At 52.7% G+C, this 12,650-nt stretch carries 11 protein-coding genes; 4 read left to right on the forward strand and 7 right to left on the reverse strand.

All coding sequences use genetic code 11. The features are described from left to right. Nucleotides 1-5: 5 nt before the first annotated feature. Nucleotides 6-1,079, forward strand: coding sequence for a chorismate synthase (gene aroC / locus CIK92_RS06200; protein ID WP_094388509.1), 1,074 nt, complete (start codon nucleotides 6-8; stop codon nucleotides 1,077-1,079). Nucleotides 1,080-1,202: 123 nt separating this feature from the next. Here the strand turns inward: aroC and CIK92_RS06205 are convergent, their stop codons facing one another. The 3 genes from CIK92_RS06205 to CIK92_RS06215 all read right to left on the reverse strand — a co-directional run bounded on the left by CIK92_RS06205 (nucleotide 1,203) and on the right by CIK92_RS06215 (nucleotide 5,869). Then, nucleotides 1,203-1,901 carry a response regulator transcription factor gene (locus CIK92_RS06205; protein WP_022310730.1) on the reverse strand — a complete coding sequence of 233 codons (699 nt, stop codon included), beginning with the start codon at nucleotides 1,899-1,901 and terminating at the stop codon, nucleotides 1,203-1,205. Between the two features lie 54 nt (nucleotides 1,902-1,955). Next, nucleotides 1,956-3,515 (reverse strand): sensor histidine kinase KdpD, encoded by a 1,560-nt coding sequence (locus CIK92_RS06210; RefSeq protein ID WP_094388510.1) that lies wholly within the window; start codon nucleotides 3,513-3,515, stop codon nucleotides 1,956-1,958. A gap of 191 nt (nucleotides 3,516-3,706) precedes the next feature. Next, entirely contained in the window at nucleotides 3,707-5,869 is a 2,163-nt protein-coding gene (locus CIK92_RS06215) for a translation factor GTPase family protein (protein WP_094388511.1), read from the reverse strand. Nucleotides 5,870-6,030: 161 nt separating this feature from the next. Here CIK92_RS06215 and hemW point away from each other — a divergent pair, with 161 nt between their 5' ends. Next, nucleotides 6,031-7,134, forward strand: a complete 1,104-nt coding sequence (hemW, locus tag CIK92_RS06220) for a radical SAM family heme chaperone HemW (RefSeq protein WP_094388512.1) — start codon at nucleotides 6,031-6,033, stop codon at nucleotides 7,132-7,134. 6 nt (nucleotides 7,135-7,140) lie between these two features. On the opposite strand, the gene CIK92_RS06225 is transcribed toward hemW, so the two are convergent. Next, nucleotides 7,141-7,491 carry a hypothetical protein gene (locus CIK92_RS06225; protein WP_094388513.1) on the reverse strand — a complete coding sequence of 117 codons (351 nt, stop codon included), beginning with the start codon at nucleotides 7,489-7,491 and terminating at the stop codon, nucleotides 7,141-7,143. A gap of 19 nt (nucleotides 7,492-7,510) precedes the next feature. After that, nucleotides 7,511-8,371: a formylglycine-generating enzyme family protein gene (locus CIK92_RS06230; RefSeq protein ID WP_094388514.1), complete on the reverse strand. Its 861-nt coding sequence runs from the start codon at nucleotides 8,369-8,371 to the stop codon at nucleotides 7,511-7,513. 177 nt (nucleotides 8,372-8,548) lie between these two features. Here CIK92_RS06230 and CIK92_RS13750 point away from each other — a divergent pair, with 177 nt between their 5' ends. Beyond that, nucleotides 8,549-8,704, forward strand: a complete 156-nt coding sequence (locus CIK92_RS13750) for a hypothetical protein (protein ID WP_158214747.1) — start codon at nucleotides 8,549-8,551, stop codon at nucleotides 8,702-8,704. Between the two features lie 159 nt (nucleotides 8,705-8,863). Here the strand turns inward: CIK92_RS13750 and CIK92_RS06240 are convergent, their stop codons facing one another. After that, on the reverse strand, nucleotides 8,864-9,790 hold the full coding sequence (locus tag CIK92_RS06240; RefSeq protein ID WP_022310737.1) for a hydrogen peroxide-inducible genes activator: 927 nt from the start codon (nucleotides 9,788-9,790) through the stop codon (nucleotides 8,864-8,866). 172 nt (nucleotides 9,791-9,962) lie between these two features. Between CIK92_RS06240 and rbr the strand changes: the two genes are divergently transcribed. Then, nucleotides 9,963-10,505 (forward strand): rubrerythrin, encoded by a 543-nt coding sequence (gene rbr / locus CIK92_RS06245; RefSeq protein WP_094388572.1) that lies wholly within the window; start codon nucleotides 9,963-9,965, stop codon nucleotides 10,503-10,505. 446 nt (nucleotides 10,506-10,951) lie between these two features. On the opposite strand, the gene CIK92_RS06250 is transcribed toward rbr, so the two are convergent. Continuing rightward, nucleotides 10,952-12,436 (reverse strand): alkaline phosphatase family protein, encoded by a 1,485-nt coding sequence (locus tag CIK92_RS06250; protein WP_094388515.1) that lies wholly within the window; start codon nucleotides 12,434-12,436, stop codon nucleotides 10,952-10,954. Nucleotides 12,437-12,650 lie beyond the last annotated feature (214 nt).

The following is a 12,650-nucleotide window of genomic DNA, read 5'->3' on the forward strand; positions in this document are numbered from 1 at the left end:
ACAACATGAGCAACACAATAGGAAACATACTGCGCCTCACCACCTTCGGCGAGAGCCATGGTGAAGCGATAGGCGGTGTCATCGACGGTTTTCCGGCTGGGATAGACATCGACATGGACTTCGTGCAACACCAGTTGGACCGTCGTCGTCCGGGTCAAAGCCAGCTTACGACGCAGCGCAACGAGAGCGACCGGGTAGAGATACTCAGTGGTGTATTTGAGGGCAAATCGACCGGTGCGCCCATCGGATTCATCGTGCGCAATACCAACCAGCACTCGCATGACTATGACAATATGCGCCGTGTGTTCAGACCCTCGCATGCCGACTATACCTATTATAATAAGTATGGCATACGCGACCATCGTGGGGGCGGACGCTCGTCGGCGCGGGTCACGATAAGCCGCTGTGTGGGTGGCGCGCTGGCTATGCTGGCGCTCAAGCAGATAGGGGTAAGCATCACGGCATATACCTCGCAGGTAGGAGGGATAGCGCTGGACCGCGACTATCACCGATACGACCTCAGACGCACTGACGACAACGACGTGAGATGTCCGGATGCCGACAAAGCGGCACAGATGGAAGAGCTCATCATGCAGGTAAAGAGCGACGGCGACACCATCGGTGGCGTCATTACCTGTGTGGTCGAGGGATGTCCTGCCGGACTGGGCGAACCAGAGTTCGGCAAACTGCACGCCCAACTGGGCAGTGCGATGCTGAGCATCAATGCCGTCAAAGGTTTTGAATATGGCGACGGCTTTGACATGGCCTCACACAGAGGCAGCGAGGTGAACGACCTCTTTGATCCCGACGGCAGCCACGTGACCCTTACCAACCACAGCGGAGGCATACAGGGCGGCATAAGCAATGGCGAAGACATCTGTTTCCGTGTGGCGTTCAAGCCTGTGGCAACACTGCTCAGACCGCAAGCCACAATAGACACCGACGGCAATGCTACGCAACTGGAGGTCAAAGGTCGACACGACCCATGCGTGCTGCCACGCGCCGTGCCGGTGGTGGAGGCTATGGCTGCCATGGTGATACTCGACTGCTATCTGGTCAACAAGACCACACACTTGTAGAACATCGGGCGGAACACGGCAAACGTGGCGCCCAACATGACTCATAAGGATACGAAAAAAGGTTCTTCTGTCTTTGCCAATGGCAAGCAGAAGAACCTTTTTCTATGTATTACGCGTCAAGCCTTAATCGGCATCGGGAACGATGAGCTTGTAGCCCTTGCCGTGGATGTTGATAATCTCAATCTGGTCATCGTCTTTCAGATGCTTACGCAGCTTGGTGATATACACGTCCATCGAGCGGGCATTGAAGTAGTTGTCGTCAATCCAGATGGTCTTGAGGGCAAAGTCGCGCTGCAGAATCTCGTTGGAGTGGGCGCAGAGCAGAGCCAGGAGCTCGTTCTCCTTGGTGGTGAGCTTGGTCTGCTTCTCACCGATGGTGAGCAGCTGCTTCTGGGCATCGAACACGAAGCGGCCGATACGGAATACGGTAGCATCCTTGGCCTTCTTGCCATGGACACGACGCAGGATGGCCTCAATACGCAGCACGAGCTCCTCCATAGAGAATGGCTTGGTGATATAATCGTCGGCACCAATCTTGAAACCTTCGAGGATATCGTCCTTGAGGGCACGGGCGGTAAGGAAGATGATTGGAATCTCGGTGTTGGCCTGACGAATCTCCTGGGCCAGGGTGAATCCGTCTTTCTTGGGCATCATCACGTCGAGAACGGCGATGTCGAACTTGCCCTTGGCAAACTCTCTGTAGCCGACCTCACCATCCTGGCAGAGAACTGCCTGATAACCTTTGGCCTGTAGATACTCACGGAGCAACATTCCCAAATTCTCATCGTCTTCGCAAAGCAAAATTTTCAACTTCTCGTCCATAGTTGTATTGTTTAAATGATTATTGATATTGTTTCTATTGATAATTGTGATTGATTAATCTTCTATCTTTGGCAACTTGATAGTAAAGGTGGTACCCTTGCCCACTTCACTTTCTACCTTGATGGTGCCATTATGCAGGTCGATAATCTTCTTGACATAGGCAAGTCCCAGACCGAAGCCCTTGACATCGTGCACGTTGCCGGTATGCACGCGGTAGAACTTCTCAAACACCTTCTTCAGGTTTTCCTTCTTGATGCCGATGCCGGTATCTCGCACGGAGAAGCAGAGATGGGTATCGTCGTTCCATGTGCGCAGATAGATATTGAGCGGCTTCTCGGGCTTGCCATACTTCACGGCGTTGTCCATCAGATTGAAGAGGGCGTTCTGGAAGTGCACCTCGTCGACATAGATGGCAGAGTCGACAGCCTCAATCTCGGTGTAGATTTTTCCGCCGGTATGCTCTACGCGCAGGGTAAACGAGTTGGCCATGTTCTCGACCATCTCGTTGAGGTCGAGGTGCTTCTTCTTGAACACAGCCTTCTTGCGGTCGAACATACTCATCTGCAGCACCTTCTCCACGAGGAAGCGCAGGCGCTTGGACTCGTCCTGCACCACTCCCGACAGATGCTTCATCATGGTCTCGCTCTTGGTGACACTCTGGTCGTTCATCATCTGCGCCGCAAGCGAAATGCTGGCGATAGGCGTCTTGAGCTCGTGGGTCATATTGTTGATGAAGTCATTCTTAATCTCAGACAATCTCTTCGAGCGGAATATCGTGACTATCGTGAAGATAAAGGTGATAAGCAGCACCACGGTGAAGATCACACTGGGAATCATGAAGCGGATAGACGAGTAGATGTAGCTGTTCATATCGGGGAAGTGCAGCTTGACAACTCCCATCTTGCTGACCGGGTCGTTGCGGAAGAGTATCTGGGTGTAGGTGTACTCTTCTCCCTCGTCGGAATAGTCGGGACAGCGATAGACCTCGCGACCGTCTTGGGTAGACACGGTGAAATGGTAGCCAATGTTGACGCCATTGTTCATCAACTCTGCCTTGAGGTCCTGATCGAGCAGCTTGAAGTTGATGCGCTCCTTCAGCGGTTTGTCTGATGCCGAGTAGAGTATAGACACCACCACCTCGTCGAGCAGCGCCTTCTGATAGACATAGCGGTTCTTGACAATCTCCTGCAACGACCTCGAAGCCTCGGAGATGCTGCCCTTGTCGTTTTCGAGAATCATTCCCTTGGGCTTGGTGGCAGGATTGGATGATATGGTCTTGAGTTCGAACGAGGTGTAGATAGTTCCGTCCTTGCCCACGGCAGCATACTGATGCGACTGCTGCACTGTAGCGTCGGGATGGCCGGAGCGCGTGCCCACAGAGTCCTTCTTGAAGGCCTTACGCTCAGTCTCGTTGACGTCTTTCTCAAGATAACGCAGGGTCTCGTTAAGCTCCAAATTGCGCGAGGCCTGATAGAGAGAACGGTTGACACTCTCGTCAAACTGCTCTTTCTTCATATCCACCATCTCCTGGATATACTTGAGCTGTAGGAAAAGCAGAATCAGGAAGCTGACGCCCATGATGACTGCTATGGTCCATATTGTTTTCTTTTTCATAATGCAAATATACGTAAATACTTAAAACGTTAACATTAAAAGGTTAATTATTTACATCGTGTTTAACATTATTAACTATAAATACACAGATTACTTACGCATTTGTAATTATCGTGATGACGGATAGGATAAAAAAAAGGAGGGATATGGCTTTACCCATTCCCTCCATCATTTTCGGATTTTATACTCTGTTATTCGTCATCGTCTTTCTGCTCTGCCTCATGCTCGGCAATCAGCTTGGATTGAACATCATTGGGCACGAGTTCGTAGCTGGCGAACTTGGTGGTAAACGAGGCACGTCCGCCAGTAAGACTACTCAGAGAAATAGAGTAGTTGGCGAGCTCCTTCAATGGAATCTTGGCCTGGAGTTTCTGGTAACCAGCCTCTGAGTCCATACCCATGATGAGGGCGCGACGTCCCTGCAGGTCGCTCATCACATCGCCCATATAGTCTGACGGTACATAAACCTCGAGGTCATAGATAGGCTCCAGAATCTTAGGACCGGCATTCTTGAACGCATCAGAGAAAGCGTGGCGGGCAGCCAGGGTGAATGAGATTTCATTGGAGTCAACCGGGTGCATCTTGCCATCATAAACGATTACGCGTACATCACGGGCGTAGCTACCAGTAAGAGGTCCGCGCTCCATGCAGTCCATAATACCCTTGAGGATAGCGGGCATGAAACGAGTATCGATGGCACCGCCGACAACCGAGTTGAGGAATACGAGCTTGCCACCCCACTCCAGATCTACTTCCTGACGGCTCTTGATGTTCATCTTGAACTCCTGACCACCAAAGTTGAACACGGTAGGATCGGGCATACCCTCGGCATAAGGCTCGACAATGAGGTGAACCTCACCAAACTGTCCGGCACCACCACTCTGCTTCTTGTGACGATACTCGGCCTTGGCTTTCTTGGTGATAGTCTCACGGTAAGGCACGCGGGGCTCATCGAAGACTACACTCAGTTTCTCGTTGTTTTCCAGGCGCCACTTCAGCGTACGCAGATGGAACTCTCCCTGACCGTGAACGATGGTCTGGCGCAGCTCCTTGCTCTGTTCTACCACCCATGTGGGGTCTTCCTGACGCATCTTGAGCAGGGCGACCATGAGTTTCTCCATATCCTGGGCATTGGTAGTGCGGATAGCACGCGAATACTTGGAGTTGGGATACTTGATGAAGTCGAAACGCCACTCACAGTCCTTGCCGTTGAGCGTGTTGCCGGTCTTGACATCCTTGAGCTTCACGGTACAGCCGATGTCGCCAGCCTCGAGACGGTCTACAGCGATACGGTTGGCACCGGCGCAGGCATAGATGGTACCCAGACGCTCCTTGGAACCACGGTCGGCATTGGTAAGGTCGTCACCAGGCTTAACCGAACCACTCATAACCTTGAAGTAAGACACTTCACCGATATGGGGTTCCATACCAGTCTTGAAGAAATACAGACTCTCTGGTCCGGCGGCGTTGGCCTCAACCTCTTCACCACGGGTATTGTGCATCTTAGGCATCTCGCTTACGAAGGGAACTACATTGCCCAAGAATTCCATCAGTCGGCGAACGCCCATGTCCTTGCCTGCGCATACGCAGAATACAGGGAAGATAGAGCGGGTTACCAGACCCTTGCGGATACCTTCACGCAGCTCGTCCTCGGTGAGGGTTTCCTCTTCGAAGAACTTCTCCATCAGCGACTCATCGTTCTCGGCAGCAGCCTCGACCAGAGCCTTGTGCAGCTCCAGAGCCTTGTCCATCTCCTCGGCAGGAATGTCCTCGATGATGGGCGCACCACCCTCGGGCTTCCAGCTGTACTTCTTCATCAGGAGCACATCGATAAGCGCATTGAAACCAGGACCGGTAGACAAGGGGTACTGTATCTGTACGCACTTGCTACCATAGATTTCATGCATGCTGTTGATGATATTTTCGAAGTCGCACTTGTCTGAATCCAACTGGTTGACAAGGAAGATAACGGGCTTCTTGAGCTTCTCGGTATAACGGAAGTTATTCTGTGTACCCACCTCAGGACCATACTGGCCATTGATGAGAATCACGGCCTGGTCGGTAACGTTGAGGGCAGTAATGGCGCCACCCACGAAGTCATCGGAACCGGGGCAGTCGATAATATTCAGTTTCTTGTTGTTCCACTCTACATGGAATACTGTAGGGAATACAGAGTAGCCATACTCCTGCTCTACGGGGAAGTAGTCGCTCACCGTATTCTTGGCTTCCACAGTACCACGACGTTTGATGATTCCAGCTTCAAAAAGCATACTCTCGGCAAGCGTGGTCTTGCCGCTACCCGCACTGCCAAGCAGCGCGATGTTCTTGATTTCATTTGTTTGATATACTCTCATATCAAAAAGATTTAAGTTGTTAGTAATGTTCTTAGTCATGGCATGTGTTGCGATACACTTGCCCTTATCGATGCTAAAGTTATATATTTTAGGAGAAACACCAAAAGAAAACGGCAAAAATCTTCATTTTTTTTCAACTTATTATTAATTTTGCGCCAATTATGGCTGGTTTATACATTCACATACCTTTCTGTGCATCGCGTTGTGCCTACTGTGGCTTTTACAGTACCACACGTGCTGATATCCAAGATAGTTATATCGACGCCGTGTGCCACGAACTTGACATGCGCCAAGCCTCTGCCGACAGCATCGATACCATCTATCTGGGGGGAGGTACGCCCAGCATGCTCTCTGCCGGCAATCTCGACAGACTCATCTCCTATATATATAATAGGTATAGGGTGAGCGACGACGCCGAAGTCACCATCGAATGTAATCCCGACGACGTGTGTCGCGCAGGTTTCCGCCTGCCGCCACAGGTAAACCGTGTAAGTATGGGAGCCCAGACTTTCAGTGACAGCAGGCTCCGCCTGATTCGCCGACGCCACACTGCCGATGAGGTGACACGGGCTGTAGAGACACTGCATCGGCTGAACATCGGCAATATCAGCGTAGACCTCATGTTCGGTTTTCCCGACGAGACTCTGGCCGACTGGGAGAGCGACATAGACCATGCTCTCGCTCTCGGCGCCCAACACCTGTCGGCCTACTCCTTGATGTATGAAGAGGGTACCCTGCTCTACCGGTATCTGGAACAAGGGAAGATAAAAGAAATAAGCGACGAACTGTCGCTCGACATGTACAACGTGCTTATCGACCGGCTTACCGCTGCCGGATATGAACACTATGAGATAAGCAACTTTGCCCTACCGGGCTTCCGAAGCCGCCACAACAGCAGCTACTGGCACGACACGCCCTACATAGGCGTAGGTGCAGCCGCGCACTCGTATGACGGAAATACAAGGAGTTGGAATACAGCCAGTCTGGACGACTACATCAGCTCGATAGAAGATGGCATTCGCCCCTGCGAATACGAGACGATAGATGCCGAGACCCACTACAACGACCTTATCACCACTGCTCTACGCACGCGAGAGGGGCTGCAGCTCGAGCACCTTTCGCCCGAAGACCGGCAGTTTGCCCTCGACGCCGCCAGACCACACATCGGCCGCGGCCTGCTGGCTGTCGACGACGACCGGCTCCACCTCACCCGCAGCGGCATCTACCTCTCCGACAGCATCATGAGCGAACTGATGCGGATATAGCCATCCTTACAGTTCTATCTTTCCGTCGCGGCGATACTGCTCGTAGTAGTATTGCTTGATTTCCTTGTCTATTTCGGCCACGCTGCGTTTGCCCGTGACATAGGGACGCACCATCTGGCACACCACCACGCACACCACGCAGATGACGAGCAAGATAAGGAAGTTAACCAGGCTGCTCGCCACAAACTTGTAATCCATCAGACACACCACCACGCCCACGGGCACTATCCAGAGCAGCCAGTCGCCCAGAGTGTTCATCCCCAAGCTATGGGTTCGCTCTTCCTGCCAGCGCTTGGGGGCTCGCGCAATGAGTTGTTTGCTATGAGCGGTCCAGAAGTCTTCAAATTCTTTTTCCATAATCTATCTTTTTGCAACGCTACTCTGACAGTGCAAGCCTCAGCCCCGTAGTATGGCGCGAATCGGGCACTGCCGAGCCTCGGGCACATATATAGCACCCTATCTGCGCACCATTCCAGTAATTGCCACGCACCACGCGGAAATCGCCCGTAGCCGGTCCTTTGGGGTCAACGGCCAGACTGGCGGTATAGTCGCCCATAAAGTCGCTGCACCACTCAGACACATTGCCTGCCATGTCATACAGCCCCAGTTCGTTGGGTTCCAGGCCTCCCACATCGTGGGTGGTCATGTCGCTATTGCCCTTGTACCAGGCCACATTATTCAGGTTGTCACTACCGCTGAACACATAGCCACGCGACCTGTTACCACCGCGTGCGGCATACTCCCACTCGGCCTCGGTGGGCAGACGGAAACTGTAGCCGGTAAGTGTTCTGAGGCGCGACAGAAACAGCTGGCAGTCATCCCAACTCACATGCTCCACAGGTCTGTTGTCGCCCTTAAACCGCGAAGGGTTACTGCCCATGACGGCACGCCACAGCGCCTGAGTCACCTCATACTTACTGATAAAGAAAGAGCTTACCGTAACTCTATGAGCCGGCGAGGCCCACCCTACTGCATCCTGCATACCCTTGGTAAGTCCCATTGTATAGGTGCCGCCCTCTACGCGTACCATATCATGTACAGCCTGATCCAGCAGTTGCTTACGCGACGGCCCACTCTTTCGGGTCTGCACCGTACGCTTCTGTGTCTTAGACTTTGAGGGTGTGGTATGCGTAACATTCGGAGCAGGCGTGGTCTTAGGGCGTATAATGCCCTGTGCCCCCATTTCTATCGATACGGCCAGTGCCAGTATCGCCATCATGCTTCTTACTGTTTTCATCCTATATGTATTAAAAGACGAGGACAAAAGTACAAAAAAAAATGATGAAGCAGTCTATTATTCGGGAATAATTGCACAATGCTTCTCATAACCGCCAACATAATAGTAAAAAAAACAATACACTCACATAACGATAATGGGAATGCGCTATGGGGCAGACGCACGAGCCCAAAGACGGTGAGAAACAGATACAGTGCATTCTCGCTGGTTGTTACCATGGTTGGATTCAAGCTCATGTACTATGTCGATTTTATCGCTTTCATGGAAGAACCCGAGAAAACATGGAATGATATTCTTGCAAAAAGAGACGCAAAAAGCGCCGCCACCACCTAATCTTTTCGATTAAGGGGGCTTATTGTTGGAAAAAGAAAGCCCGAAGTCAGATTTACTGGGCTTCGGGCGAGATTTTATGCTATTTTGATTTTTACCGGACAGCAATATTTTCCATAATCATCTGTTTTAATCGTTTCTTCATCAGGTGCAGGCCTGCGGCTACACCCTCTGCTCGGTATTATTGAACTGGAGCATACGTTGGGGCACGCTGCGGCGCACGGCGTCGGCAATGAGATTGAGCACCGAGTGGCGCACAAAGGCACGCGTGGTAAGCAGCACCACCTCGCGCACAGGTATGGGCAGAGCAAAGGGGCGCACCAGTTCGTGCTGAGCCGGAGAGAGCTGTTCGAGAGCCAGCTCGGGAATGAAGGTGACACCCTGGCCGCCCTCCACCATGCGCATGAAGGTCTCGATACTACCGAGCGAATAGGTCTTCTTGCTGCTGTCGGCCGACTTGAGTTGGCAGAACTTGACCAGCTGGTCGCGGAAGCAGTGACCCTCTTCGAGCAGCCATAGGAACTCGTTGTTCAGGTCGCTGGTCTTGATGGCCTTGTGGGAGAAGAGGGCATCGCCACGCGACACGTAGGCCAGAAACTGCTCATAGAAGAGCGGTGTCTGCACATAGTGGTCCATATCGTCGAGGCTCACCAGGATGGCGGCGTCGAGCTCGCCCCGGTTGAGGGCACGCTTGATGTCGGCAGTCTTCATCTCCATCACGCGGATATCGGCCTCGGGGTGCTCGCGCTGCAGACGGGTGAAGAACCGAGGCAGCAGATATGGGGCTATGGTGGGCAGGATACCCAGACTGAAAGTGCCTGCCAGCGACTGGCGCTCTTCGTTCACGATGTCGTGGATGCGGTTGGCTCTCACCAGCACCTTCCATGCCTGCTCTACCACCTTGCGGCCTATCTCGGTGGGTATCACCTGCTGCGACGAGCGCTCAAATATCTTCACGCCCAATTCGGTTTCCAACTTCTGTATCATGGCGCTCAGCGTGGGCTGGGTGACGCCACAATGCTCGGCGGCACGGGCGAAATGGCGAAGCCGATATACCGCCACAATATATTCCATCTGTTGTAATGTCATGGCCTATTTACGCGTTAAAATTATCATTTGTATGGGCAAAGTTAATAAAATAATCAACGGCAGAGCACACTATTATAGATTTTTTCTATGGGCAGATAGAAAAAAACGTTTGGAGGCTGTCGGATATATGGTTAACTTTGCATCCAGAATAACAAACAAAACAGAAATGATTATGAAAGAACTTAAAGGAACCAAAACAGAGAAGAACCTCATGGAGGCTTTCGCAGGTGAGTCTATGGCTCGCAACAAATATACCTATTTCGCATCACGTGCCAAGAAGGACGGCTTCGAGCAGATAGCTGCCATCTTTGAAGAGACAGCTGCCAATGAGAAAGAGCACGCCAAGATGTGGTTCAAGTACCTTGAAGGTGGCGCCGTAAAGGATACCAGAAGCAATCTGAAGGCTGCCGCCGAGGGCGAAAACTACGAGTGGACCGACATGTACGACCGCATGGCACAAGAGGCCGAGGAAGAGGGCTTCACAGAGATAGCTGCCAAGATGCGCGGCGTGGCTGCCATCGAGAAACTCCATGAGGAGCGCTACCGCAAGCTGCTGAAGAACATCGAGGACGCCCTCGTATTCTCACGCGAAGGCGACGCCATCTGGGTATGCCGCAACTGTGGCCACGTGGTAGTGGGCAAGCAGGCTCCCCAGGTATGCCCCGTGTGCAACCATCCGCAGAGCTACTTCGAGCTCAAGGCCGAGAACTATTAAGCAATGGCCCTCTGCCGCAAGGCGAGACCAAGAGGATAACAGCCCAGGACTGTCGAGGATTTTTCCCCACAGTCCTGGGCTTTGTCGTCACTACAACCATCATTCCCGCCGCCCCACTCCCCCATCCCACCACACGGAAAGAGGTGGTGATGATGGCTTTGGGAAGTATTTCGTGGTTGGATTTTATTGTTTCGTGGTTTGCTTTGATTATTGCGCGCCATGATTTCTGCATTTCATGCTTTGAGATAAACTTAGGGGTGGTGGCGGAGAAGTTGTGGACATGCGTGGCGGATCGGGGAATGACAGAATGAAGACCGGGAATATCGGCGTAGAGGTCGGGAACTGACGGCTCGAAGACAGGGGCAGACAGGTCTACGGCAGCGGGCATGAAAAAAGCCACTCACGGCATGGGTGAGTGGCTTGATGGGGTGAAACTAAAACAGGGATTATTTGGGATTAACTATCTCGTTGACAGCGTCGCCTATGCAGGCGTTGGGCATCTGGATATGCAGCATCTCGCACACGGTGGGGGCGATATCGACGATGCGGGTAGGTGTGGAGGTCTGTCCGTGGGGCACCTTCCATCCCATAAATACCATGGGGATGTGTGAGTCGTAGGGGTTCCACACGCCGTGGCTGGTGCCGCGGTATTCGGGGGTAACCACGCCATCGACATGATGGGGCTTGGGCACCACAAAGAGGTCGCCGCTGCGCTCGGGGTTCCATCCGTTGACGATGCGCTCGCGGATGAGCTGTGGTAGACTGGTGTTGACGGCATTGGCATAGTCGACTACCATGTGTACCTTGGGGTTGCGGGCCAGGAAGTCGGCAGCCTCTTTCTTCACGGCGTCGAGCTGGAGTCCTGCCTTGGCGATGGCAGCGTGGTCGAGGTAGATGCGGTTGGCATTGGCCATGAGCGCCACGGTCTCGATGCCATACTTGGTGCGGAAGGCCTCGTTGAGCGACTTGATTTCGTTCCATGCGGCATAGCCGTCGGCGGGTATCTTGTGCTCCTTCATCACATTGGCGTTGTGCATGCCACCGTGGTCGGCGGAGAGGAAGAAGAGGTAGTTGCCCTTGCCCACCTTCTGGTCGAGATAGGCGAGGAAGTCTGCCAACTCGGCATCGGTACGCATATAGGCAGCCTTATTCTCGGCGCCACGGGTGCCATAGGCATGGCCGATGATGTCGGTCGAAGAGATGCTGATGGCGAGCATGTCGGTGACATCGTCCTGACCCAGCTGCTCATTGTCGAGCACGGCTTTGGCCATCTGGAAAGTCTTGGTGACACCCTCGGGGCTGCACTTGATGTCGGTACCAGGCTTCACGCGCACGGTCTTGTTGAAGCGGTTGACCCACTCGGGCAGCTTGTCCATATAATAGGAGCTGGAGATGAAGTGTCCTGCCGAGGTGTCCCACCAGTAGGCGGCGTCGGCAGCATGGCCTGCGGGCAGGATGGCTGCGCGGTCCTTGAGCGCAACGCCAAAGACCTTGGCCTTGTAGTCGGTGGCTATCTTGAGCATATCGCCGATGCCTGTGGCAAGGAGGTTGCGGGGCGACATCTTGCCCTCTCTGCTCGACGAGCCCACGCTATGCACGGTGGAGTCGGACACGCAGTACATCTTCTTGCCGGCAATCATAAAATCGTTGCCGGCGATGCCGTTGAGGCCGGGCACTGAGCCAGTATAGATACATGAATGGCCGATGGCGGTAACGGTGGGCACATAGTTGATCATGGTGTTCTCGCAGCTGAAACCTTCGCGCAGCAGGCGCTTGAAGCCGCCTTCGCCAAACTGGTCATTATAATAATAGAGGTAATCCCATCTCATCTGGTCGACCACGAAGCCTACCACGAGCTTGGGCCGCTCTACCTGGGCGAAAGTCGCGGTGCAGGCAAAGACCATCATCAAGAAAGAAATCAATCTTTTCATTGTAACTTGTTTTATTGTTTGTTAATTGTTTGTAGAGAAAAAGTCCGGCCACATGCCGAAATCGGATACAAAGGTAAGAATAATCAACATATCAGGCCATAGAAATTTGACAAAAAAGGCCCGGTTTCTTTCAAAACCAGGCCTTTTCCACCTAAATTATTATAATTGTAACACCAATGGTGTTTTACCTTTCTTCGCAAGGGGCTTACTTGCC

The organism is Prevotella sp. P4-67 (assembly GCF_002251325.1).
Lineage (GTDB): Bacteria > Bacteroidota > Bacteroidia > Bacteroidales > Bacteroidaceae > Prevotella.